The sequence below is a fragment of the Psychrilyobacter atlanticus DSM 19335 genome (assembly GCF_000426625.1).
GTDB lineage: Bacteria > Fusobacteriota > Fusobacteriia > Fusobacteriales > Fusobacteriaceae > Psychrilyobacter > Psychrilyobacter atlanticus.
In genome coordinates, this window is record NZ_KE384547.1 from 2049717 (window position 1) to 2075210 (window position 25494).

Here is a 25494-nt window from a genome sequence, read left to right on the forward strand (position 1 = left end):
ATCACCTATATTTCCAACAATAATTTGTCTAATTTTAACATTTCATCCCTCTTTTTTATAGCTCCTTCAAAATCTAATTCTCCAGCTAACTGACTTATTTCCACCTTTAATCTTTCTATCTGCTCTATTATATCCTTTTTAGAAGTGTATATCATTACCTCTTCATTTATCTCATCTATATCTAAACCATAATCGAGATTGAGCAGATCTTCTGAGATCTCATTTATAGTTGACCTAGGGTCTATATTATTATTTATATTATATTCTATTTGTTTTTCTCTTCTTCTATCTGTTTCTGAGATAGCCTCTTTCATAGATTTTGTCATGATATCTGCATATAGGATAGCTTCTCCCTCTATATTTCTGGCGGCTCTTCCCATTGTTTGTATCAGTGATCTCCTACTCCTTAAAAACCCTTCTTTATCTGCTTCTAATATAGCTACCAAGGATACCTCTGGAATATCTAGTCCTTCCCTTAATAAATTTATTCCTACTAATACATCAAATTCCTTTTTTCTCAACCCCCGAATTATCTCGATTCTCTCTAGGGTATCTATTCCAGAATGCATATATTTTACCCTTACACCTAAATCTGCATAATATTCTGTCAGCTCTTCTGCCATTTTTTTTGTCAGTGTAGTCACTAAAACACATTGTCTTTTCTCTACTCTTAACCTTATCTCCTCTAAGAGGTCATCCACTTGATTTTTAGTCGGTTTTATTATTATTTTAGGCTCTACAATTCCTGTAGGACGAACCAGTTGTTCTGCTACTGCTTCACTATTTTCTAATTCAAAGTCTCCAGGGGTAGCCGAAACAAATACCATCTGACCTCCTACCTCTCTGAACTCTTCAAATTTTAGAGGTCTGTTATCTAAAGCAGATGGTAATCTAAATCCATTTTCTACCAAAGTTGTTTTTCTAGATCTGTCTCCCTTGTACATCCCGCCAATTTGAGCCAGCCCTATATGAGATTCATCTATAAAGATTAAAAAATCATCGGGAAAGTACTCCAGTAGTGTATGAGGTTTCTCCCCCTCTTTTTTCCCCGACAGGTATCTGGAATAATTCTCTATGCCCTTACAGTAACCGATCTCCTTTATCATCTCGAGATCGTATTCAGTCCTTTGTTTTATCCTCTGGGCTTCCAGGAGCTTTCCTGAATTTTCAAATTTTTCCACCTGGATCTCCAGATCATTTTTTATCTCCTCCATGATCTGCTCTAACTTCTCTCCCTCTGTCAGGTAGTGAGTGGCCGGCATAATCATTATTCTCTGAATATTCCTTTTTATACTCTGCCCTGTAAGGGTGTTTATTTCAGAGATACTTTCCAGTTCATCCCCCCAGTATTCAAGCCTGTATCCACTCTCCTGATATACAGGATAGATATCTATAATATCTCCCTTTACCCTGAATTTTCCCCTTTCAAAGGCTATATCATTTCTTTCATATCTCAAGTATATTAATTTTTTCATAACTTCATCTCTGCTCATACCACTCTTAAGGTCGATAGCTAAGGTCATCTTCTTATATGTTTCAGGAGACCCTAAACCATAGATAGCCGATACAGACGCTACTATTATAACATCTTTTCTAGTTAAAAGGGCTGCAGTAGCCGAATGTCGCATTTTATCGATCTCATCGTTGATAGATGAGTCTTTCTCTATAAACGTGTCTGTAGACGGTATATAAGCCTCTGGTTGGTAATAATCGTAGTAGGATACAAAATATTCTACTGCATTCTCAGGAAAAAACTTTTTATACTCTGAATACAGCTGTGCTGCCAGAGTTTTATTGGGAGCCATAATAAGGGCCGGTCTATTAGTTTCCTTAATTACATTGGCTATAGTAAATGTTTTCCCTGATCCCGTTACTCCTAATAATGTCTGATCTCTATAATTATTATTTAACCCCTCTACCAGAGTCTTTATAGCACTTGGCTGATCTCCTGTAGGAGTATAATTTGATACTAATTTAAACATCTTAGCCCTCCCTAATATTTATCCTCATTCCTCTTCCTTTCAAAGAGCAAAGGAATAAAAAAAGAGTAGCTTAAGCTACTCTTTTTTTATCTTTCTTATATCTTAACTGTTTTCTTGTTAAATTTCAAAAAATTCCATTTTGTTTCTGCGGTTATTATTGCTATAAAGATAGCAAATCCCCCAATAATCATATTTAGAGTTAATAACTCTCCCAATAAAGCCACTGAAAACAATGTTCCAAAAACTGCTTCTGTTGATATAATTATCGCCGTTTTTGTAGAAGTTGTATGAGCCTGTGCCCAAGTTTGTAGGAAAAATGCCAACATTGTTGTTACTAATCCCACATAAAATATGGCTGCCCAAGTCTGAGAAGATATCACCGGTGGTAGTGTTTCCACACTAAATGCTGTCACAAATGAAAAGATAGATGCAAAGATCATCTGTAGGAAACAAAGGATAAAAGGTCCTGTTTTATCTACATAATGACCATTTGAAACTATGTGTCCCGCAAATAAAACTGCACAGACTAGAGACAAAAATTCCCCATATCCAAAACTCATATTATTTCCTGTAGATAAAAATGCTGTCCCTAAAAAACAAATAATAACTGCTGCAAAAACATATTTATCAGGCTTTTTCTGAGTCACAGCCCAATATAAAAAAGGTACTATAACCACATTTACCCCTGTTAAAAAAGCATTTTTAGACGGCGTCGTATACTGCAGTCCTACTGTCTGTGCTCCAAAAGCCAAATACAATAAGATCCCTACTAAAAATCCTCCCAATATATCCTCTTTTTTCATCTTCTTTATCCTATTAAAAAAAATAACTCCTAGAGATATTCCTGCTATTAAAAATCTAAATCCCATCATATAAAATGGTGATATCCCTGCATCCAATAATATCTTAGTGGCTACAAAGCCCGACCCCCATACAATTGATACCAATAATAATGTTACATCTGCTACTAAACTTTTTTTCATTTTAATCACCTTTCCCTTTTGTATAACCAAAATGCTAACCTAACCTACAGATATAATAAATTGAAATATTCACTATATTCATCTTCTTTCCACCTATACATTCTACTTCTTCTTCACAAAAAAAGATAATTCATTTTATTCATCCTGTATATGTTATACTATATATTATATTCATCCTAGGAATATTTTGATTTTGTTCTGCTACCATGATTTTTTCTTGTGGAATTATAGGGCAGACCTTCCTAATAATAGGGGCTGTTGTTATTTTATTGGAATCACAATGACAAACTTTCTTCAGAGATGCGTTTTATAATATAATAATTAGTATGACTTTATTCTATTACAATCTATAAATAATTATAATTTATTAAGAAATAAGAGGTTTTCTTTTTTATCATAAGTATATTATAGAAATAAATCTGAATAAATTACCCAAAGGGAGTTGAACATAATGTTAAGAGCAAAAAGTTTATTTATAGTAACAATTTCTAGTATTGTAGTCTTTATTTTGATTTTTGTTAATCTAAAAAAATCAGTAGAAAAAGATTATGAACAGATAGAGGTTGGAATATCTAAATCAATATATAAATTGATAAACAATGAATTTCATAGTTCATATTCAAACTTAGAAAGACTTAATGTTGATTGGTCTAAATGGGATGATAGCTATAATTTTATAGATTCAGGTGATCCTAAAATAAGAGAAGATTATATTAAGAGTAACTTAGTTGATACCATTTTAGAAGACTTAGATTTAAACCTTATTCTCTTTTTAAATGATAATGGGAAAATAGTATACCAGACAAGCTCTGATGACGACTCCGATGAGGATCTTTCTTCAAGAGAGGTTATAGAATTAAAAAACGAGATAGAGTTTCATAAACAAAAAACAGGAATGATAGCTGGAAAAAATAATAAAATTTTAATTTTTTCCAACTTAGGAATAACAGACAGCAATAATTCAAAAAAACCAGTTGGTAACTTAATTATGGGTTATTTTCTAGATGAAAAAAAATTGAAAACTTTAGAAGAAAAATTAGGAATTCCATTTAATATATTAGGAGTTTCTGAAAATTCAAAAAATCCATATGAAATCAAAATAGAAAAAGATACCGTCCTCAATAAATTTTATATTCCAACCCTTTCTGGCCGGAGCATTGTCTTAGAAAATCAAAGAGATGCCAATATATTATTTTTAGGAAAGGAAAATATAAAGAAATATATAGTAATGCTGTTAATAAACTTTTTAATTTTGATTTTTGTTATCTATATCTTTATGGAAAGATTTATTGTAAAGAGGTTAAGAAATATGGAACACTCAGTTAAAGAGATCATAAAACATAAGGATTTAGGGAAACGCCTTGAAATCAATGGGAAAGATGAAATTGGGGATTTAGGAAAAAATATAAACAACCTCTTAGAAGATATTGAAAAGATGAAAAAAAGGCTTTATAATTTAGCTACCTATGATGTAATGACAGGGATACTTAACAGACATATCGGCCTGGAAAAATTAAATAAAAAATTTAAAAAAGTTAAGAAAAATAAAGGTACTCTAATAGCTGTCTTTATCGACATAAATAATCTCAAATATGTAAATGATCGATTTTCCCATGAAGAAGGGGATGAGTTGATTAAAAATATTGTTAAAACTATAGAAGGCAGCCTCCTCCCGGAAGATATTTTTCTACGGTTTGGAGGAGATGAATTTATCCTGGGATTTGATAGATTAAATATAGCAGAAGTAAGGGTATTATTTAATGATATTGAAAAACAATTTGAAGAATATACTAAAAACAATTCAAAACAATACAAGACCAGTATAAGTGTTGGAATGGTAGAATGCTCTGGAGACGATACCTTGGAAGAATATATCAACCTAGCAGATATAGAGATGTATAAAGATAAGAAAAACAAGAAAAAATTACCAGAACGAATATATATATAAATATAATAAAAAAAGAGAACTAAATTTAAACTGTAACCATGAAACTGGACACTTGAAAAAGAGTGTTAGTTTCATGGTTTTTTTGATACAATTTTTTAATAAGAGTTTAAAGGGGTGAATTAAATGTCTAAAAAAATATTTTCAGATATAGAAGTTACTAAATTATCTAAAAATAAAAATATTTCTAAAGTTTCAAATAAAGCTATTACATATACTTTTGAATTTAAAAAGAAATTTATTGAGGAATATAAAATGGGAAAGCCTCCGCGTATAATTTTTGAGGAAGCTGGCTTTGATGTGGATATTTTAGGTATGAAAAGAGTTGAAACTTCCTCTAAACGTTGGAGGAGAGCTTTTAAAGATAATGGTGAACTGGGTTTAATGGATTCCAGGAAAACATCTTCTGGAAGACCTCTGAAAAGAGAGTTAACAGATTTAGAAAAAATTAAACGTTTAGAAGCACAGATTGAATATTTAAAAATAGAGAATGAATTTTTAAAAAAGTTAGACGAGATCGAAAGGGGGGATGCTTAAATAAAACTGAGATTTTTGAAGCTATTAAATTAATAGTTAAAAGATATAAGTTGAAATCAAAAATTAAATTTCTATGTTTTCAAGCGGGGGTTTCCAGGTCTGGTTTTTACAACTATATTAATTCAGAAAAAAATAGAAATAATAAAGAAGCTAAAGATTTAAACTCCAAAAGATTAATTCTAAAAGCTTTTAATAGAAGAGGTTTTAAGAAGGGCGCCCGAAGTATCAGGATGATTTTAGAGAATGAATTTGATACTATTTTTAATTTGAAAAAAATAAGAAGAATTATGAAAAAATACGAAATAATATGTCCTCACAGAAAACCGAACCCCTATAAAAACATAGCTAAAGCAACTAAGGAACATTCGACTGTCCCTAATATATTGAAAAGAGAATTTAAACAAGAAGTTCCTAAAAAAGTTCTCCTAACTGATATCAGCTATCTAACTTATGGAATTGGAAAAAGAGCTTATCTTTCAACAATAAAAGATGGTAGTACTAATGAAGTATTAGCTCATGAGGTGTCTCATAGTCTTAGTATTGATATTGCTTTAAACACGGTTAAGCGCTTAGTTAAAAGAAAGTTTAAACTCCATCCAGAGTGCATTATTCATTCGGATCAAGGCTTTCACTATACTAATCCTAAGTTTCAAAGATTAGTGAAATCAAAGAAAATTATCCAATCAATGTCGCGAAAAGGTAACTGTTGGGATAATGCTCCTATGGAGTCATTCTTTGGACATATGAAAGATGAAATAAATTTAAAGCCCTTAAAAACATTAGATGATGTAAAGAAAGAAGTATCTAAATATATGAATTATTACAATAACCATAGGTATCAATGGAACTTAAAAAAGATGACTCCTGTGCAATACAGAAATCATCTTTTAACAGTATCTTAACCATACCTTTTTTTAAAGTGTCCTTGACAAAGGGTACAGTTTAATTAATTTAGTTCTCTTTTTTTATGCTAATTTTAAATGACCTATAATTTCTAATTCTATTTTTTCTATTCGCCTTTCATAAATTTTTCTACACAAGACCTGCAAAAACAACCACCTGTATCGGCTTTTTTAGCTTTTTTTAATTTTTCCAGAACTTCTTTTGGTATCTTAGCATCCATACACCAGCAAGTATGGGGGTCTCTTCCATTTTCATGGGCACAATTATTCTCATTCCCGCAAATAGGACATTTTTTTTTATCCATAACTCTCCTCCTGACTATTTTTATTATAAATTAAATATTAAAATTAGGAGATAGATGATTCTATCTCCTAATTCCATATCTTTTTATTTTCCCCATCTAGATAAACTAGATATTAATTCTGGGAATGCTATTTCCATAGCCTTTGCATTTAAGTTGTTGAGTTCTAAAGTTGTTAAATTTTTCTTCTTAGATAGTTCTACAAGCTTCACCGTATCTTGCGAAATTTCAGCACTATAGATTGATTCTCCATCAAAGAATTCCTTTCTTTCTAACCACTTATTTAATAATTTTCTTACCTTTGTTCTATCTTTATCAGTCATCTCATCTTCAGTTTTTTTATTTAATTCCAAGATATAATTTCTTTCATTTTCTGTTGCAACCACTGTCATCAAGTGCTTTGAAGTAGTAGGATAAACAACATTATATCCAATTACTAAGTTCTTTACTAGTTCCTTGGTATCTTTGATATTTTCATCTTTTAACTTATACTTTCTTTCTAGCTTATTCAGATATTTTTTAGTCAATTTATTGAATTTTTCAATATCTTCATCTTTAATTTCTTTAGTTTTTAAACTATTTAAAAAGATCTCATCCTTACTATCTTTTTTTATGATTTGTCTAGTTGTCAAATAATGAACCGGTTCTTCATTGTTATACCAGTCAGATAAGATAGATTCTCTTACCAATATTTCATCCATTACTTTATATGGCTCTTTTAAAGTTTCTGTAGTGATCTTATATTTACTAGTATCCACATCTAAAGATGAACATGCTCCTAAAAATACTACCATTATTACCAACAAAATTTTATTCATTCTCTTCATAGTCTACACCCTTCCACAACATTTTTTGTATTTCTTTCCAGATCCACAAGGACACAAGTCATTTCTGCCTACTTTATCAGAAACTCTAGATTCTTTAGCTGAATCTGTATTCCCTTCCGAATCATCATTAGCCTCATATCTTATATTTTTATTTCTATTTTTCGCTTCCTTTATCTCTACTTCCCTCTCTTCAGGTACCCTGATCTGTACTTTAAATAGATAAGAGATCGTCTCTTCTTTTATAGTTTTTAACATCTTAGCATATAAATCTCCAGAGATTAATTTATATTCTGTAAGTGGGTCTTTTTGACCATATGATCTAAGATAGATTCCCTCTCTTAAAGCATCTAAAGTTTTTAAATGTTCTCTCCATCTAGAGTCCACTATCTCAAATAATATATATTTTTCCAGCTTTCTCATAAGTTCAGTACTAAATTCTTCCTCTTTGGCTTTATATTTTTCTACTATTTTTTCCGATAAAGAATCAGAATATTCCTCGATAGTTAAACTTTTATATTCTTCCTTATCCTCTATAACATAATCAAACAGTTCTTCTATTTTTTCTACTAACCCGTCTATATCCCAATCTTCTTTAAATTCTCCTACGAATTTTTCAACGACTTCACATGAGACTGTATCAGTTAACATACCAAAAACAGTTTCACTAAGATCATCTTTTTCTAAAGCCGTATTTCTACTCTCATAGATAGCTTCCCTCTGTTTATTGTTAACATCATCAAATTCCAATAGATTTTTTCTGATTCCAAAGTTTCTAGCTTCTACTTTTTTCTGTGCATTTTCAATAGCTTTACTTATCATACTGTGTACAATAGGCTCCCCTTCCGGTAATCCTAATTTATCCATTACAGCAGCTACTCTTTCCGATCCAAATAATCTCATAAGCTCATCTTCTAATGAAAGATAAAATTCTGTTGCTCCTGGATCTCCTTGTCTACCTGATCTACCTCTTAACTGATTGTCTATTCTTCTAGATTCATGTCTCTCAGTTCCTAAGATAAATAGTCCACCGGCTTCTAATACCTTTACTTTTTCGTCTGCACACTGAGCTTTGTATTTTTCAAGTACTTCTTCATAATTAGGATCATCAATCGTTCCAACTTCATCTAAAGTCAAGAATTCCGGGTTACCTCCTAACATGATATCAGTTCCTCTTCCAGCCATGTTTGTAGCGATAGTAATTGATTTATATCTTCCGGCTTGAGCTACTATATCTGCTTCCTTTTCATGGAATTTAGCATTTAAAACCTCATGAGGTATTTTTCTCTTTTTTAAACGCTCAGATAAAACTTCTGAACTTTCAATGGAAATTGTTCCTACTAAGGCAGGCTGTCCATTGGTATAAAGTTCTTCAATCCTTTCTATTATGGCATTTATTTTCTCATCATGTGTTTTATAAACTAAATCCGGGTTATCCATTCTTACTATGGGTCTATTTGTAGGAATAACTACTACTCCTAATTTATATGTATGCATAAATTCAGGTGCTTCCGTTTCCGCAGTACCTGTCATTCCAGACAATTTTTCATACATTCTGAAGTAATTTTGTAATGTTATCGATGCTAAAGTCTGGTTTTCTCCAGCTACTTTTAATCCCTCTTTAGCCTCTAAAGCCTGATGCAGACCATCTGAATATCTTCTACCTTCCATGGCTCTTCCTGTGAACTCATCAATAATTACGATTTGACCATCTCTAACTAAATATTCCTTATCTCTATAAAATAATTCCTTAGCTTTTAGAGCCTGCATCATATAATGAGTCAACTCTACATTTTCAGGAGAGTATAGGTTTTCAATGTCTAACTCTTTTTCTATCTTAGCTATTCCTTTTTCTGTCAGAGTTATGTTGCTTGATTTTTCATCTACCTCATAATCTTTCCAAACATCATCTGGAATATTCATCTCTTTTTTCTTCTTTATATCCTTGATTTTTTCCGTTTCATAACTTCTAACTAATTTTTTAGATACCCCGTCAAATACTTTATACCATTTTTGAGTATCTGCAGCTGCTCCTGATATGATAAGTGGTGTTCTAGCCTCATCTATTAGAATTGAGTCTACCTCATCTACAATACAGAAATGAAGGTCTCTTTGAACTCTATTCTCCACTCTAGATACCATGTTATCTCTCAAATAATCAAAACCAAATTCACTGTTTGTTCCATATGTAATATCAGCTCTATAGGCTGCCCCTCTTTTATCCATAGGCATGTTATTATATAGAACATCTGAAGTTAGTCCTAAAAAGTCGTATAATCTTCCCATTAACTCCCTGTCACGGGTAGCTAGGTAATCATTTACCGTTACTACATGAACTCCCTTACCATTCAATGCATTTAAATATACAGCCAGAGTTGCAACTAATGTTTTTCCCTCTCCTGTTTTCATCTCAGTTATTTTCCCTTCGTGTAACACCACTCCACCTATCATTTGTACATCGTAGTGTCTCATCTCAAGAACTCTTATAGCTCCTTCTCTTACTACTGCAAACGCTTCTGCTAAGATATCATCTAAAGTTTCACCCTTATCTAATCTCTCTCTAAATTCTATAGTTTTAGCTTTAAGATCCTCATCTCCTAATTTTTTTATCTCAGGTTCTAAGTTATTGATCTCATCTACAATAGCTAAAATCCTTTTTATTTCTCTGTCATTTTTTGTTCCAAAAATTTTCTTTACTAAGTTACCGATCATCTGTCATTACCTCACTCAATTTTTGATTTCTCAAAGTCAAAAACTTTGATTTCAATACACTTCACCGCTTATAATGATAACATAAAAAAGGAGAGACCGTCAATTAAATGAACCTCATTTTCATCTCTAAAATATCTCTTAATTATATATGAATTTATCATGACTTTTTTATACGTATATATAGTATAGAACCTTAACAAACTGTTAAGAAAGAATTAACATTTCATAAAGTTTTTTTCTCATAGATTAACAAAACACCTTGATGTTTAAATATGTATTTGTTATACTTTATAGGCAAGAATAATTATATACTGCGCTTCAGAAGCTTTATTTTACTTAGTTTTTGCAGCAACAATTATATAATTCATAAAAAAAAAGGATGATGAAATATGCAAGAGGATGTACAGGGAGCAGTTAATACATGGCAAAATTTGAGGAGACGTAGACACAATTTACTATTAGTTTTCTATAGTATTATTGTGGGAGTATTAACAGGTTTAGTTATTGTAGCGTATAGAGAGGGACTGGATTTTTTAAATACAATAAGACACACTACCTTATTGGACGTAAAAAGGACAACATCTTTTGTAGGAATATCCCAATTAGTAGCTCTTTTTATAGGTGCAGCAATAATTTTACAGATACTCTTATCTAAATTTCCATTAATAAGCGGAAGTGGAATTCCACAAGTAAAAGCCCTTTTGATGAAACAGATTAAGTTCAATTGGTTCTATGAACTGATCAGTAAGTTCTTAGGAGGATTACTCAGTATAGGAAGTGGACTGTCTCTAGGAAGAGAGGGACCATCTATACATCTAGGAGCTCAAATAAGTGAGGGAGTCAACAGTTTTTTCAAAACTAAAGAAGCTGAGAAAAAATATCTTATCTCTAGTGGAGCTAGTGCTGGTCTAGCAGCGGCATTTAACGCACCTCTAGCTGGAGTTATATTTTCTTTAGAAGAACTTCACAAATATTTTTCTCCATTACTACTTATTTGTACCCTATTAGCCAGTATAAGTTCTGACTTCGTAACCAAATTATTTCTAGGATATGACCTGGTATTTGATTTCGATACTAAGTTACCTGCACAGCTTTCCATAGGAAAATATCTCATTTCACTTATAATCTTTGGAATTATTATAGGATTAGCAGGAAAATTATTTACTGATGGAATTGTATTCTTTCAAAATTTATATAAAAAAGCAAAACTCAATTCATATATCAAAGCCGTTTTAGCCGTTCTTCTCTCTTTAGGTGTTGGATTATTTTTTTCAGAGGTTGCAGGTGGAGGACATCACCTCATTCAAGAAATAGCTCATAGATCTACTCCTATGAAAGTTTTATTTATTCTTTTAATAGCTAAATTTATATTTACATTATTTTCATATAGTACAGGATTTCCAGGAGGAATCTTCCTTCCTATGCTGGTTGTAGGAGGTCTCCTAGGTAAAATATACGGCCTTGTTTTAATGGATATTTTTGATCTAAAAGAAGTCTACGCAGTTCATTTTATGATCCTGGGTATGGCTGGATATCTGACAGCAGTCGTAAGAGCCCCCATTACAGGAATAGTTCTTATCCTTGAAATGACAGGTAGATTTGATCACCTATTCAGTTTAACTCTCGTTTCAACACTAGCTTATGTCTTGACTGAATTTATTAATTTAGACCCCATATACGATATTCTTTATAGAAATATGATATCTAATCTTTTTGCTTCAGAAAAAACACCACAAAAAGTTTCATCTAAATCATCTAAAGTAACACTATTAATACCTGTTATTGCAGACTCTTTTTTAGATGGAAAACATGTTTTTGAAATATCATGGCCTGAAAATTGTCTTCTTGTTGGAATCAGAAGAGAGATAAAAGAGATCATTCCAAAAGGAATAACCAAGATAAAAAACGGAGATTTCCTTATTGTACTGACAGATAAAACAGATGCTGGAATAATCAGTCCCAAACTATATAAGATGGGAACAGTCACAACAGTAGGATAGAAAATATAACAGTTCAAGGAGTACTCCCTAAAAGGGATACTCCTTTTATTTTACCCTATAATACACTATCTTAAATATGATTTTTTTGATATAATATCGTTTTAAGGAGGGATTAATTTGAAAAAACTAAATAAAGGATTTACAGTAATTGAATTACTTATAGTCATTGCTATAATAGGTATCTTAGCCACAACTTTAGCTCCAAAACTTTTAAAAGAGATAAGAAAGGCTACAGTAGCCGAAGTTCAGCATAATTTAGGTGTAATCAGATCCAGGTTATCCCTAGATGATACTTTATCAGAGGAATTTCCAGATTTTTTTACTGTTGAAGATGTTGATAAAACAGACTTATTAAAATCATACAGTATAGAACCTACCCCTGGATTTACAGGCGCAGATGGAGTTAATCATAAAGAAACTTCCCAAGTTGTTACTCCTAGAGATAATACAGGAGGATGGTTCTACATTAGAGAAACAGGTGAAATCTATGCCAACCTTCCAAATGGAGCCTATACAAAAGATGCAAAGTATGAAATATGGGATGAGCTCGGTTCAGAGGACAACAATAAACCTGTAGATCCAGATACCGAAAAAAACGATTGGGATAAAATCGAATTTCCAATTTCTAAAACTAGTGGTAGTTTAACCGGTTCTGGTGGAGATGCTTATGAACTCGGTGGCCAATATGTAGTTGAGATAAAACCTAATATTGGTTGGCTACCAAATTTTATATCTGGCAGTGGTAAATTAAACGGAAATTACTATGTTTATATAGACGATAATTTAGTCAACAGCGGTTACAAATCTCCTACACAAGATGGGAACTCTATCAATGTACCACCATCTCGACAAGAAGCTGGAATTACTCAACCTAAAAGCTTAAAAGTAGCCTTTGAATATGTAGAAAATGGTGTGACAAAAATTATTTATAGTGAACTTGAACTCTACTAACCTAAAAAGGATGCGAAATCGCATCCTTTTTTTCTTCTAACCTCTACTTTGTCAGTTCTAAAAACTCCTCCTCAGTAAGAATTTTTACACTGCCTAACTCCTCTGCTTTTTTCAGCTTACTTCCTGGTTTTTCTCCTACTATAAGGTAATCTAATTTCTTAGATACACCAGACATATTGGTTCCGCCTAATTTTTCTACGATATCCTTGATCTCCTGTCTCTTAAAGTGGATCAATTTTCCTGTAGCTAAGAAGGTTTTTCCCACAAACTCCTCCAAATGAGCTCCCTCATCTACCTCTTCTATCTCAAAGTTAACTCCTGCATCCTTTATTTTTTCTAAAATTCTCATATTATCTTCATCTCTAAAGTATCCATACACAGACTGAGCTACCTTCCCTCCTACACCATCTATTGATAGCAAGTCTTCTACTTCCATCGCTGCTAAATTTTCTATATTTTTACTCTCTTTAGACAGTAATCCTCCTAAAAATTTCCCTACAAATGGAATTCCTAAGGCATATAGTGTTTTAGAATAATCTAATCTTTTACTCTCCTCAATAGAGGTAAGTAGTTTTTCAATACTCTTACTTCCCAAATTATCTAATTTTTCTAACTCATCTTTTTTTAGATAAAGTTCATAGAAGTCACTTATTTCCCTTAAAAATCCTAATTCTATAAATTTTTCTACTATCTTCGCTCCACCGATTATATTCATAGCATCACGGGAGATAAAATACTCCATCTTCCCCTGTAATTTTGCCCTACAGTGAGGATTCATACATTTTAAATTTACCAATCCTTCTTCTTTCTCTAACTCTGAATCACATACAGGACAATTTGTAGGAGGGATTATCTCCCCTTCTGTCCCATCTCTTAATTCTTTTACTGGTTTTACAACCTGTGGAATTATCTCAGCAGCTTTTTCAATAAATACTGTATCCCCAATTTTTATATCTTTTCTAAGTACCTCGTCATAGTTGTGAAGACTGGCACGTCTGACCATACTTCCAGATACTTCTACTACCTCTAGTTCCGCCACTGGAGTTACCTTCCCTGTTCTCCCTACCTGCCAAGTTACATCATTTAATTTTGTAGTTACCTGTTTAGCAGGAAATTTGTAGGAGATAGCCCATCTAGGTGCCTTAGTTGTAGCTCCTAATTCTTCATATAAACTCAGATTATTGACTTTTATTACTAACCCGTCAGTTTCATAGTCTAAATGATTCCTCTCATCTTCCCAGTATTTTATCCTGGTTCCTAAATATTCTATAGTTTCACATAGGTCATAGACCTTTGTAGTTTTAAATCCCAATCCTTCTAAATATTTTATGCTGTCAATATGAGTTTCAAGCCCTAATTCTTCACTGTTCACCAGATAATATATATAAGCATCCAAGTTTCTCTCTCCTACAATGGCAGCGTCTTTTTGACGAAGGGTTCCACCAGCTGCATTTCTAGGATTAGCGAATACTTCCTCCCCTGACTCCAACCTTTTTTTATTTAATGATTCAAATTCAGTTAGCGGTAATACAATCTCTCCTCTGACCTCTATCGATACATTTTCCTTTAGATATTTAGGGATAGAACTTATCTGCATTATATTCTCAGTTACATCTTCTCCTACTTTTCCATCTCCACGGGTTACAGCCTGGATTAAACGGCCATCCTCATAATGGATACTTATAGAAATTCCATCTAATTTTAATTCCAACACATAGTCTACCTGGATATTGTCGTTTTCTAAACTATCTTTATTTAAAATCCTTTTTACTCTCCCATCAAAGTCTTCTAAATCTCCTAAATTATAGGTATTAGATAAACTCAGCATAGGTTTTTTATGGGTAACTTTCGTAAATTTACTATCTTTTAGTCCTCCACCTACAACTACTGTAGGAGAGGTTTCCGTCTTATATTCAGGGTTTTCTAATTCTAATTTTTCTAATTTTTTTAATAACTTATCATACTCTACATCTGAGATCAAACTCTCGTTTTTTTCATAGTAGTGGTAGTTATGTTTATGTAACTCTTCTTTTATTTTTTCTATCTCTGCTTTTATATTTTCTTTCTCTTTCATCATTGTTCTTCTCCTCAAAATTTCTTTTTTTATACTAAATTATATCATAAAATTTAAACCCCTGAAACAGATATATCAAGTTTTAGATTATAAATTCTTCTACCCTCTCCTCTTAGTTTCTCCCTCTCTAGGGAGAAACAATGCTAGTAGTTTTGGGTATTTCCATTTAATTTTTTATTTTTTTATTTTTAATTTCTTTTTCTTGGTTTTAATCGAAGTTTATAGTCATCTTTAACGGCATTATAAAAATATTGTTAAATCTAGTATGAATAAAAAGATCTTGAAAAATATTCGATTATCTGAGCATAGCGAGTTTCGATTTTTTCAGTCTTTTCAATTACGAAATAGATATTTTTATTAGCCACTGATTTTCTTTGGATCTTTTTCTTAGATCAATCACATTTAAAATTAGATTTAACTAAATCTAATTTTAATAATCGTGAATCGAAATGATCTCGTATCAAAGACGAAAACTTTGGAATTTTATCATGTACCCCTATTAAAGAGGAATTCTTTAGAAATTTCTTCTTTGAGTCAACTGACCTCTCTCTTCTTTTCTCTCTCCTAGATTAGGAGAAAGAAGCTAACTTTCTTAAAAAAATATCTTTGACACCAACTAACTCTAACTTTTAAATCTTTTCATTTTTTTCAACATTTTTGTTCGTTTTTAGTTATAACTTACCCTTGTTATTTAGTGATTTAAATGGTAATATATCTAGGTTAAAAAGAAATATAAACACAGTGAATTAGGAGTTGCTACCTGCAATAGGTAAGGCTTCTAATATTTTACTATAATTTTAGGAGGTCAACAATGAAGGACAAGGTTTTAATTTTTGGACATAAGAATCCAGACACAGACTCTATATGTTCAGCTATTGCATATTCTAACCTTAAGGATCAATTAGGACTTAATACAAAAGCTGTTAGATTAGGAGAATTAAATAAGGAAACTGAATTTATTTTAAATCATTTTAAAGTAGCGACACCACCGTTACTTACTACTATAAAGCCACAGGTCAAAGATCTGACTAAGGTTGAAAAAGAATTAATAAAGGAAACTGATTCTATTCAAAAAGCATTAGAAATCATGACTACTGAAAATTATTCAAGTTTACCTGTTGTAAATAAAGATAATAAATTAGAAAATATGATCCATATCTCGGAGATTGCAAATGCATATTTAGAGATGAGTACTAGAGATATCTTCTTTGACTATGAAACAACATTTGAAAATGTTTGGGAAACTTTAAAAGATTCTTCTGTTGTTATCAACGGAGTTTATCCTACTGGTAAGATAGAGGGTAGATTGAGAGGAGTTTCTGAATTAGCTAAAATTTCTGAGGGAGATGTAGTAATCACTACACTTTTTTCTGGACATATCAAAAATGCTGAAAAAGCCGGAGCAAAAATCATATTTTTATGTGTAGATAAAAATGATGAGATCCCTGATTACGATGTAAATATACCACTTGTTAGAGTTAATAAGGGAATTTTTAAAACATTTAAGATGATCTCACAATCAGTACCTGTAAAGGCTATCTTAAAGCACAAAAACTTTTTCCATTTTAAAACTACTGATTTTATAGAAGATATCCAAGATATCATGAAAGATTCTTCTCAGACTAATTTCCCAGTTGTAAATGGAGATGGAACTATATTTTCGACTATCAGATCTAAGCATATTATGAATTTTGGGAAAAATGAAGTTATCTTAGTAGACCACAATGAAAATTCTCAATCAGTAGATGGAATTGAAACTGCCAAAATATTAGAGATAGTAGATCATCATAAATTTGGAAACTTTGAAACTTCTGAACCTCTTATGATTAGAGCAGCAGCTGTTGGTTGTACTTCTACAATAGTTTATGGATTATTCAAAGAAGAAGGACTTACTCCTGATAAAACTATAGCCGGACTTATGTTGAGTGCTATTTTATCGGATACATTGATATTTAAATCTCCTACTTGTACACCAAAAGATGTTCAAGCCGCTAAAGAATTAGCTGTTATTGCAGGAGTTGACTATGAAAAATATGGTATGGAAATGTTAATTGCAGGAACTTCATTAGGAGATAAAACTCCTAACGAGATTATAACTATGGATATGAAAGAATTTTCTATGGGAAAATTCCAAACTGCTGTAGCACAGATCAATACAGTTGATATCGATGGATTATTAAGTAATAGAGAAAATCTAGAATCTGCTATGAATGGGATGATAGATGAAAATAACTACGATTTATTCGTACTAGTTATGACCGACATAGTAAATAATGGTTCTAAGATCCTAGCATTGGGTGATTCTACTGAATTAGTAGAAAAAGGATTCAATGTGGAATTAGAGGTCGGGACTGCATGGCTAGACGGTGTAGTTTCAAGAAAAAAACAAATTGTTCCTTTCCTTATGGCGGCCAGCCAGGGAATGTAAGACATATTACAAAAGAGGAGATAGCTTACAGCTATCTCCTCTTTTTATTTAATATTTTAGTTTACAGTGCTTTTTCTATAATTTTTCTTGTTATTTCTAGAGTTTGATCCCCTCTTTCAGATAATTTTACCATCCCATGAGATTCCAAAGAATTGATGACTGTATCTATATCACTCTCTCCTATTTTATAATCTGATAATTTAGTTGTTATATCTAAACTATGGAAAAATTCTTCAGTTTTTACAATAGCTAAATCTATCTTTTCTTCATCAGTCCCTTCCCTTATGTCCCATACTCTTTCTGCATATTGAAGTAATTTTTCAAATTTTTCAACCTTTCTAACTTTCCAGGTAGCAGGTAAAATAGCAGCCAAAGTTTTAGCATGATCTACACCAAATATTGCTGTTAATTCATGTCCTACCATATGAACAGACCAGTCTTGTGGTACTCCAGCACCAATAAGTCCATTGAGCCCCATTGTAGCTGACCATACTAAATTAGCCCTAGCATCATAATTAGTTGGATTTTCTATAGTTTCTTTCCCTACTTCTACTAATGTCTGAAGAATTCCTTCTGCTGCTCTATCTTGGAATCCAGCATTTATTGGATAAGTAACATATTGCTCTACTACATGAACAAATGTATCTACGACTCCATTAGCTACTTGAGTTTTTGGTAAAGTAAATGTTAGTTCTGGGTCTAGTATAGAGAATATAGGAAATGATTTTTTACTAAAGATAGCTAATTTATTTTTTCCATTGCTGATTACTCCTCCATTATTCATCTCTGAACCTGTAGCTGGCAGTGTTACTACAGTTCCAAATGGTATAGTTTTATCAACTGATATCATCCCTTGAGTTAATAATTCGTCCTCTTTTCCTATATATTCATCTTTACAAGAAGCTATTCCAATGAATTTAGTCCCGTCCATAACAGAACCTCCTCCAACAGCTAGGATAAAGTCAATTTTTTCATCTCTCACTAATTTAACAGCTTTCATCAAAGTTTCAAATTGAGGATTTGGCTCTATCCCTCCAAATTCAAAGATCTCTCTATTTGATTTTTTTAACTCATCCATTACTTTATCTAAAGTTCCAAATTTCTTTACTGATCCTCCACCATATGTAATAAGAACACGAGAATTTTTTGGCACTAAACTATCTAATTGTTTCATCTCACCTTTTCCAAACACAATTTGTGTAGGGTTGTAAAAATTAAAATTTAACATTTTATTCCTCCTTGTACGGGCAATCCATAAATTGTCCATTTATTAATTATTTTTTCGTATCATACCTATCCAAAAAAAATCTATCTTCTTTGAAATTTCAGCATTTTTCTTCATCATAGATCTTAGATTTAATGATGCAGTTCCCTTCTTCATTCTCATACCTTTTTACCTGTTCTAATACCTCTTTTTTTATGAGATTTAATTCTTCTATTTTTTCCTGTATTATATCTACATGATTTAATAGAATTTCCTTTCTTTCTACAACAGTTTTTTCACCATCTTTTTTTAAACCTATATAATATACTATCTCTTTTAATGACATCCCTGTGTCCTTGAGATTAAGAAAAAAATCTATCCAAACTAAATCACTATCTGTGTAGACCCTGTTACCATTATTATCTCTAGCAATCTCCTTTATGACACCGTTTTTTTCATAGTATCTAAGCTTCGATTTAGATATTCTAAAATGTTTTGCTACCTCATCTATAGTCATAGGTCACCTCCTAATTTCTTATATATTGAGTATACATCTTAAACCATGGTTTAAGGCAAACTTTTTTTTAGAAATATGACATTTCATCCAATTATGACCTATGCTTTTGAATTCTTTAAATATATCCATAAATATTTTTTTTTTTAAAACAATAAAAAAACCTCCTAAAAGTATTTATACTTTTAGGAGGTTTCTCTTATCTCTATTTTTTTCTCCTAATCTAGGAGAAGATAGATGAGGTCTATTCTGTTATTTCAACATTTCCAAAGTACCAAGTACCTAAGATATCTCTTTCCCAGTTTTTAACTTTGTCTTTAACCATTATTATACCTGTATAGTAATAGATAGGCATAGTGATTAATTCATCCATCATGATTTTTTCTGCACCATAAAGATCTTTATCTCTATCTAGACCTTGAGCTACCTTTGAATTCTCAATTAATGCATCAAACTTTTTATTCTCAGGGAAATCTCCTTTAGTATAGTTCCATTGTGCATCGTTGTTTCCTGAGTAAGAAGTCCATAGATCTAAGAATGTCATAGGGTCGTTATAGTCTCCAATCCATCCAGCTCTTGCTACTTCAAAGTTTCCTACATGTCTAGTATCTTGGAATACAGCCCACTCTTGATTTACTAAGTTAACTTCGATTCCTAAGTTCTTTTTCCACATCTCTTGGATTGCTTCTGCAATTGCCTTATGTCCTTCATTAGTGTTATAGATAAGCTCTACTGGAGCCATTCCTTCACCATTTGGATATCCAGCCTTAGCTAAATATTCCTTTGCTTTTTCTACATCAGCAGTAGTAGAGATTCCATAATCTCCTGCTGTTGCTCTAAAATCATTTCCTTGTGAATCTACTAATCCAGTTGGAACAAATCCAGTTGCCGGCTGTTGCCCACCTTTAGAAACATCTGTTACAATTTGTTCTCTGTCTATAGCTAGTGTAAGAGCTTTTCTTACATTGATATCGTTAGTTGGTGCTTTGTTTACATTAAAGATATAGTAGTATGTTCCTAAAAATGGTGTTATATGGAAAGTAGGGTCTTCTACTTGTCTTTTAGGAATCTCTTGTACCGGTACTTGTCCAGCACCTAATACATCAATTTCTTTATTATCATATGCTGTTATAGCTGTTCCGTGATCAACTATCATAGTCATAGTAATTTTATCTAACTTAACACTGTCTTTATTCCAATAGTATTCATTTGGAACTAAGATAACCTTGTCATTCATATGATATTCAGAGATTTTGAATGGACCATTTGAAATTGTGATGCTAGGATCCTTTGCCCATCCTTCTGGTTTTTGAACTACCGCATCTTCTCTAACTGGCATAAATGTATAGAACGTTACTAAGTCTAAGAAATACGCTGTAGGAGCTTTTAACGTAACTTTAAAAGTCAAGTCATCCACTGCTTCTAAGCCAACATTTTCTTTAGTACCTTTTCCTTCAAAAAACTCCTGCCCGCCTTTAATATAGTAAAGTTGGAATGAATATTCAGAAGCTACTGCTGGATCTAATGCTCTTAACCAAGCATATTTGTAATCTGCTGCTGTTACAGGTTTTCCATCAGACCATTTAGCATCTTTTCTAAGATGGAATGTATATGTCATCTTGTCATCTGAAATATCTACAGATTCTGCTCCTGCTGGTTGAGCTTTTCCGTTGGCATCTGTCCTCATAAGACCTTCAAAAGTATTGTTTACAACTATTCCACCATCTGTTGCAGAGTTTAGCTGTGGGTCTACAGATTTTGGATCTGCTCCTAAGTTAAATACCATAACTTGTTCTACCTGCTTTTCCACTGCTGCTGCATCTGTTTCTTTAGGTTGTTCTTTTTCCCCTCCACAAGCAGTAAGTAATACTGCCATTAGAAGCGTCACTACATAAAAGATTTTCTTCATAAATTTCCTCCTCAAATAAATTGATAAACGTTGTTACTAAAAAACCAATCACTAAAGTAATAAGTTATTATACATATTCTTTCTATGGAATCCTTTATTTTTTGGTTCCCTCATAAAACTCCTTGGAAAAATGACAAGCTACTATCCTTCCTGGAGCTATCTCTTCTAATAATGGTTCTTTTTCACTACAGATTCCTTCTGCGTATTTACATCTAGTTCTAAACCTGCATCCACTAGGAGGATTTAACGGGCTGGGTACATCTCCCTTTAATATTTCCCTGTCTACTTCTGCATTCAGCTCTGGATCTGGAATAGGTATTGATGAAAGCAATGCTTTCGTATATGGATGAATAGGTTTGTCATAGAGAGCATCTGATTCTGCTATCTCCACCATCTTACCTAGGTATAATACTCCAATTCTATCTGAGATATGTTTTACCATAGACAGATCATGAGCTATAAATAGATAGGTCAATCCTAATTTCTTCTGAAGATCATCCAACATATTTACTACCTGAGCCTGTATAGATACATCCAGTGCAGAGATCGGTTCATCACAGATTATAAATTCTGGTTCTACTGCTAGTGCACGAGCTATTCCTATTCTCTGTCTTTGTCCTCCACTAAATTCATGGGGATATCTACTTGCATGTTCCTTACTCAGTCCTACAGTATCTAATAACTCATAGATTCTTTTTTGTCTCTCTTCACCCTTTGCTAGGTTATGAATATCCAGTGGTTCTCCTATAATATCTCCTACTGTCATCCTTGTATTTAATGACGCATATGGATCTTGGAAGATCATTTGGATCTTCCTTCTATAAGGTTCTAACTCCCTTTCATTCAAGTGACTTATATTTTTACCATCATAGATTATATCTCCACCAGTCACATCATAGAGTCTTATTATAGTTCTTCCAGTAGTAGATTTACCACATCCTGATTCCCCTACCAGTCCAAAAGTTTCACCTTTTTTTATGTGAAAACTAATATCATCTACAGCTTTTAGATGCTGCATCTTCTTCTTAAAAAATCCTGTATTTTTAGAAAAATATTTTTTTAAATTCTTTATTTCTATTAGAGTGTTATCGTTTTTATTGTCCATTCTATCTAACCCCTCCCTTTAACTCTGTCTTAGGAGCATCAGGATGAAGTAACCAACACATAGATTTGTGACCTTCTCCACATTCAAAGAATTCTGGACGCTCCTCCATACATACATTCATAGCATGTTCACACCTTGCTGCAAAAGGGCACCCCTTTGGAGGGTGTAATAGATCTGGTGGTGTTCCATCTATAGGTACCAGCCTTTCCTTATTTTCTATCTTTGGTATAGATTTTAACAGCCCTACTGTATATGGATGCTTTGGGTTATAGAAGATATCTTCTACCTTTCCCTCCTCCATAATAAGTCCACCATACATAACCAATACTCTCGAACAGACATCGGCCACTACACCTAGATCATGGGTTATTAAGACTATCGATGTATTTAATTTGTTTTTTAATTCCTTCATAAGATCTAATATTTGAGCCTGGATAGTTACGTCTAATGCTGTAGTTGGTTCGTCAGCAATAAGTAGATCCGGTTCACATGAAAGAGCTATAGCAATCATTACCCTTTGTCTCATTCCTCCACTGAATTCATGAGGATATGCTTTTACCCTTTTTGCTGGATCAGGTATTCCTACTAACTCTAACATCTCAATGGCTCTTTCAAGGGCTTCGGCTTTAGATACATTTTGATGTTTTCTAATGGCCTCCATAATTTGGTCCCCTACAGTATATACAGGATTTAATGAGGTCATAGGGTCTTGAAATATCATAGCTATCTCATTTCCTCTTACACTCCTCATCTCTTTTTTATTTTTCTTTAAAAGATCTTCCCCCTTAAATACTATTTCACCACTTTTTACAACTCCTGGATATTGCAGTAATCCCATTACAGACATAGAAGTAATACTCTTTCCACTTCCTGATTCCCCTACAATTCCCAAGGCTTCTCCTTTATTTAAACTATAACTTACACCTCTTACAGCCTGCACTTCCCCTAGGTGGGTAAAAAATGAAGTTTTTACGTCCTTTAATTCAATTAATTTTTCCATGTTCCCCCCTATTTTCTCAATCTTGGATCTAATGCATCTCTAAGTCCATCTCCTAAAAAGTTAAATGCAAGCATTGTTATACTTATTGCAAGTGATGGAAAAAACAATTGATATGGATAAGTTCTTATTCCTGCCAAGGCATCACTGGCTAAAGTTCCCCACGATGCTTGAGGAGCACTTACTCCCAGCCCTATAAAACTTAAAAATGATTCTGTAAATATTGCATTTGGTATCATCATAGTCAGTGATACGATGATAGGTCCCATTGCATTTGGTATGATATGCCTGCTGAGTATTCTAAAATTTTTAGCTCCTATAGTTTTTGCAGCCATAACATATTCTTGTTGTTTTATACTAAGAGTTTGACCTCTTACAATTCTAGCCATTCTTACCCAGAAGGTAAGTCCCATGGCTATTATAATCGTTTTTAATCCTGGAGCTATAATTACCATAAGTAAGATTACATATAACAGTAATGGAATTGTACTTATTATGTCCATTATTCTCATCATTACTGCATCTACTTTTCCACCTAAATAACCAGATATTCCTCCATAAAAGATTCCAATAAAGAAATTTACCAGGGTAGCTACTATTGCTACTGTAAGTGATATTCTTGCTCCGTAGAGAACCCTTATGAAGAGGTCTCTTCCATGGGAGTCAGTCCCAAAGAAATAAGTTTTATTAAAAACTCTCTTTGCAACTTCTGTTTCTTTACCTTCTACCAATATTTTATATTTTTGAATACTTGGATTTTTCCTAGCTAATTTAGCATTTTTATAATCCAATACTACCTTTTTTCCATCGACTTTATAAATTTTTTGTAAATTCATCATGTCATTTTTAACCGGTTTCAATGAATCCAATAGTTTCCCATCAGAAGTCACAGTAAATAGTTTATATTCTGGATGTACATATATATAATTTGATTTATCTACTTCATATATATCAAATCTAGGAGCTATATTACCAAATTTAAGATCTTGATCTTCATAACTAAATTTAGATAACATAGGTCCGAAAATTGCTGTTATAAATAATAAGATTATTACCACTAGTCCTATCATAGATAGTTTATTTTGTTTCAACCTTCTCCAAGCGTCCTGCCAATATGTAAGACTCGGTCTTATCTTCTTCTCGCCTTTAATTTCCTCCGATGCTTTTTCCCATCTATTATCCATACCTTCCCCCTTAATCATGTAATTTAATCCTAGGATCTATTAATACATAGATGATATCTACTAAAAACACCATAATTATATAAAATCCTGCATAAAAGATTGTTACTCCCATGATAACTGTATAGTCTCTATTTCCTACACTTTCTACGAAATATTTTCCCATTCCAGGTATAGCAAAGATCTTTTCGATAACAAATGATCCAGTTAAAATTCCTGCTACCATTGGTCCTACATAGGTAACTACTGGCAATAATCCATTTTTTAGAGCATGTTTACCAATTACTACAAATTCTGATAACCCCTTAGCTCTAGCTGTCCTGATATAATCCTGCTGTAATACCTCTAACATGGATGACCTGGTCAGCTTAGATACGAAAGCTAAAGAGAATCCGGAGAGAGCTATTACCGGCCCAATATAATGTTTCCAAGAAGTAAGTCCGAAAGATGGCAATATCCCTAACTTCCCACTAAATATATATATAATCATAGTCGCTATTACAAAACTCGGGATTGTTACCCCTAAAGTAGCTAATACCGTTACTATATAATCTTCCCACTTATTTTGCTTCAGTGCAGATATTATCCCCAAAGGAATACCTATTATAAGCACAACTAATACAGCGGTTCCTCCTACCTTTGCAGATATAGGTAACCCGACTTTTACTAAATCAATTACATCTACCCCCACTTTTTGAAACGAAGGACCAAAATCAAAACTAAACACCCCTTTCATATAGTCGATATATTGTATATGTAACGGTGCATTCAAGTTAAATTTGGCCTCTAATGCTGCGATTACTGCTGGTGGCAATGGCTTTTCCCTTGTAAAAGGCCCCCCAGGAATAGCGTGCATCAAGAAAAAAGTCGCTGTAATAACTATATACAGTGTAAATAACATTTGACCTAATCGTTTAAAAATAAACTTTCCCATTTCTTCCTCC

Annotated in this window: 18 protein-coding genes; 5 read left to right on the forward strand and 13 right to left on the reverse strand. The window is 32.6% G+C overall.

The window, feature by feature from the left end:
- Positions 1-5 precede the first annotated feature (5 nt).
- Complete coding sequence (uvrB, locus tag K337_RS0110285) at positions 6-1982, reverse strand: excinuclease ABC subunit UvrB (protein WP_028856533.1); 1977 nt, start codon at positions 1980-1982, stop codon at positions 6-8.
- A gap of 95 nt (positions 1983-2077) precedes the next feature.
- Complete coding sequence (locus K337_RS0110290; RefSeq protein WP_051251710.1) at positions 2078-2965, reverse strand: DMT family transporter; 888 nt, start codon at positions 2963-2965, stop codon at positions 2078-2080.
- Between the two features lie 451 nt (positions 2966-3416).
- Here K337_RS0110290 and K337_RS0110295 point away from each other — a divergent pair, with 451 nt between their 5' ends.
- Together K337_RS0110295 and K337_RS19605 are read left to right on the forward strand one after the other, a co-directional pair.
- Positions 3417-4913: a sensor domain-containing diguanylate cyclase gene (locus K337_RS0110295; protein ID WP_028856535.1), complete on the forward strand. Its 1497-nt coding sequence runs from the start codon at positions 3417-3419 to the stop codon at positions 4911-4913.
- Positions 4914-5036: 123 nt separating this feature from the next.
- Positions 5037-6349 (forward strand): IS3 family transposase gene (locus tag K337_RS19605; protein WP_425414008.1). Its coding sequence is split into 2 segments (ribosomal slippage): positions 5037-5427 and positions 5427-6349, totalling 1314 coding nucleotides; the frame shifts between segments, so codons are not numbered across the junction.
- A 107-nt stretch (positions 6350-6456) separates the two neighbouring features.
- On the opposite strand, the gene K337_RS0110310 is transcribed toward K337_RS19605, so the two are convergent.
- The 3 genes from K337_RS0110310 to secA form a co-directional block, all read right to left on the reverse strand.
- Complete coding sequence (locus K337_RS0110310) at positions 6457-6654, reverse strand: cysteine-rich CWC family protein (protein WP_028856536.1); 198 nt, start codon at positions 6652-6654, stop codon at positions 6457-6459.
- Positions 6655-6737: 83 nt separating this feature from the next.
- On the reverse strand, positions 6738-7478 hold the full coding sequence (locus tag K337_RS0110315) for a hypothetical protein (protein WP_051251711.1): 741 nt from the start codon (positions 7476-7478) through the stop codon (positions 6738-6740).
- Positions 7479-7481: 3 nt separating this feature from the next.
- Positions 7482-10187: a preprotein translocase subunit SecA gene (secA, locus tag K337_RS0110320; RefSeq protein ID WP_028856538.1), complete on the reverse strand. Its 2706-nt coding sequence runs from the start codon at positions 10185-10187 to the stop codon at positions 7482-7484.
- Between the two features lie 389 nt (positions 10188-10576).
- Between secA and K337_RS0110325 the strand changes: the two genes are divergently transcribed.
- Both K337_RS0110325 and K337_RS18235 read left to right on the forward strand, forming a co-directional pair.
- Positions 10577-12187 (forward strand): ClC family H(+)/Cl(-) exchange transporter, encoded by a 1611-nt coding sequence (locus K337_RS0110325; RefSeq protein ID WP_028856539.1) that lies wholly within the window; start codon positions 10577-10579, stop codon positions 12185-12187.
- Positions 12188-12304: 117 nt separating this feature from the next.
- Entirely contained in the window at positions 12305-13138 is an 834-nt protein-coding gene (locus K337_RS18235) for a type II secretion system protein (RefSeq protein WP_037029330.1), read from the forward strand.
- Positions 13139-13181: 43 nt separating this feature from the next.
- Here the strand turns inward: K337_RS18235 and ligA are convergent, their stop codons facing one another.
- Positions 13182-15212 carry an NAD-dependent DNA ligase LigA gene (gene ligA, locus K337_RS0110335; protein WP_028856540.1) on the reverse strand — a complete coding sequence of 677 codons (2031 nt, stop codon included), beginning with the start codon at positions 15210-15212 and terminating at the stop codon, positions 13182-13184.
- A gap of 811 nt (positions 15213-16023) precedes the next feature.
- Between ligA and K337_RS0110340 the strand changes: the two genes are divergently transcribed.
- Positions 16024-17640 (forward strand): putative manganese-dependent inorganic diphosphatase, encoded by a 1617-nt coding sequence (locus K337_RS0110340; RefSeq protein WP_028856541.1) that lies wholly within the window; start codon positions 16024-16026, stop codon positions 17638-17640.
- Positions 17641-17701: 61 nt separating this feature from the next.
- Here K337_RS0110340 and K337_RS0110345 read toward each other — a convergent pair whose 3' ends face one another.
- The 7 genes from K337_RS0110345 to K337_RS0110375 form a co-directional block, all read right to left on the reverse strand.
- Positions 17702-18868 carry an iron-containing alcohol dehydrogenase gene (locus K337_RS0110345; RefSeq protein WP_028856542.1) on the reverse strand — a complete coding sequence of 389 codons (1167 nt, stop codon included), beginning with the start codon at positions 18866-18868 and terminating at the stop codon, positions 17702-17704.
- 97 nt (positions 18869-18965) lie between these two features.
- Complete coding sequence (locus K337_RS0110350) at positions 18966-19361, reverse strand: MerR family transcriptional regulator (RefSeq protein ID WP_028856543.1); 396 nt, start codon at positions 19359-19361, stop codon at positions 18966-18968.
- Between the two features lie 241 nt (positions 19362-19602).
- The gene (locus K337_RS0110355) at positions 19603-21267 is read right to left on the reverse strand and encodes a peptide ABC transporter substrate-binding protein (protein ID WP_028856544.1); all 1665 of its coding nucleotides are present in this window, start codon (positions 21265-21267) and stop codon (positions 19603-19605) included.
- A gap of 94 nt (positions 21268-21361) precedes the next feature.
- Positions 21362-22372: an ABC transporter ATP-binding protein gene (locus tag K337_RS0110360; RefSeq protein ID WP_028856545.1), complete on the reverse strand. Its 1011-nt coding sequence runs from the start codon at positions 22370-22372 to the stop codon at positions 21362-21364.
- A 1-nt stretch (position 22373) separates the two neighbouring features.
- A complete protein-coding gene (locus tag K337_RS0110365; RefSeq protein ID WP_028856546.1) occupies positions 22374-23372 on the reverse strand; it encodes an ABC transporter ATP-binding protein in 999 nt (332 codons plus the stop codon).
- An 8-nt stretch (positions 23373-23380) separates the two neighbouring features.
- Positions 23381-24553 carry an ABC transporter permease gene (locus K337_RS20380; protein ID WP_028856547.1) on the reverse strand — a complete coding sequence of 391 codons (1173 nt, stop codon included), beginning with the start codon at positions 24551-24553 and terminating at the stop codon, positions 23381-23383.
- Between the two features lie 10 nt (positions 24554-24563).
- Complete coding sequence (locus K337_RS0110375; protein WP_028856548.1) at positions 24564-25484, reverse strand: ABC transporter permease; 921 nt, start codon at positions 25482-25484, stop codon at positions 24564-24566.
- Positions 25485-25494 lie beyond the last annotated feature (10 nt).

Coding starts and splice junctions, on each gene's coding strand:
- K337_RS0110345 (WP_028856542.1), bottom strand. CDS start 18,868: ATGTTAAATTTTAATTTTTACAACCCTACACAAATTGTGTTTGGAAAA.
- K337_RS0110295 (WP_028856535.1), top strand. CDS start 3,417: ATGTTAAGAGCAAAAAGTTTATTTATAGTAACAATTTCTAGTATTGTA.
- K337_RS0110315 (WP_051251711.1), bottom strand. CDS start 7,478: ATGAAGAGAATGAATAAAATTTTGTTGGTAATAATGGTAGTATTTTTA.
- K337_RS0110360 (WP_028856545.1), bottom strand. CDS start 22,372: ATGGACAATAAAAACGATAACACTCTAATAGAAATAAAGAATTTAAAA.
- K337_RS0110340 (WP_028856541.1), top strand. CDS start 16,024: ATGAAGGACAAGGTTTTAATTTTTGGACATAAGAATCCAGACACAGAC.
- K337_RS20380 (WP_028856547.1), bottom strand. CDS start 24,553: ATGGATAATAGATGGGAAAAAGCATCGGAGGAAATTAAAGGCGAGAAG.
- K337_RS0110310 (WP_028856536.1), bottom strand. CDS start 6,654: ATGGATAAAAAAAAATGTCCTATTTGCGGGAATGAGAATAATTGTGCC.
- secA (WP_028856538.1), bottom strand. CDS start 10,187: ATGATCGGTAACTTAGTAAAGAAAATTTTTGGAACAAAAAATGACAGA.
- K337_RS0110325 (WP_028856539.1), top strand. CDS start 10,577: ATGCAAGAGGATGTACAGGGAGCAGTTAATACATGGCAAAATTTGAGG.
- uvrB (WP_028856533.1), bottom strand. CDS start 1,982: ATGTTTAAATTAGTATCAAATTATACTCCTACAGGAGATCAGCCAAGT.
- K337_RS0110375 (WP_028856548.1), bottom strand. CDS start 25,484: ATGGGAAAGTTTATTTTTAAACGATTAGGTCAAATGTTATTTACACTG.
- K337_RS0110365 (WP_028856546.1), bottom strand. CDS start 23,372: ATGGAAAAATTAATTGAATTAAAGGACGTAAAAACTTCATTTTTTACC.
- K337_RS0110290 (WP_051251710.1), bottom strand. CDS start 2,965: ATGAAAAAAAGTTTAGTAGCAGATGTAACATTATTATTGGTATCAATT.
- K337_RS0110355 (WP_028856544.1), bottom strand. CDS start 21,267: ATGAAGAAAATCTTTTATGTAGTGACGCTTCTAATGGCAGTATTACTT.
- ligA (WP_028856540.1), bottom strand. CDS start 15,212: ATGAAAGAGAAAGAAAATATAAAAGCAGAGATAGAAAAAATAAAAGAA.
- K337_RS0110350 (WP_028856543.1), bottom strand. CDS start 19,361: ATGACTATAGATGAGGTAGCAAAACATTTTAGAATATCTAAATCGAAG.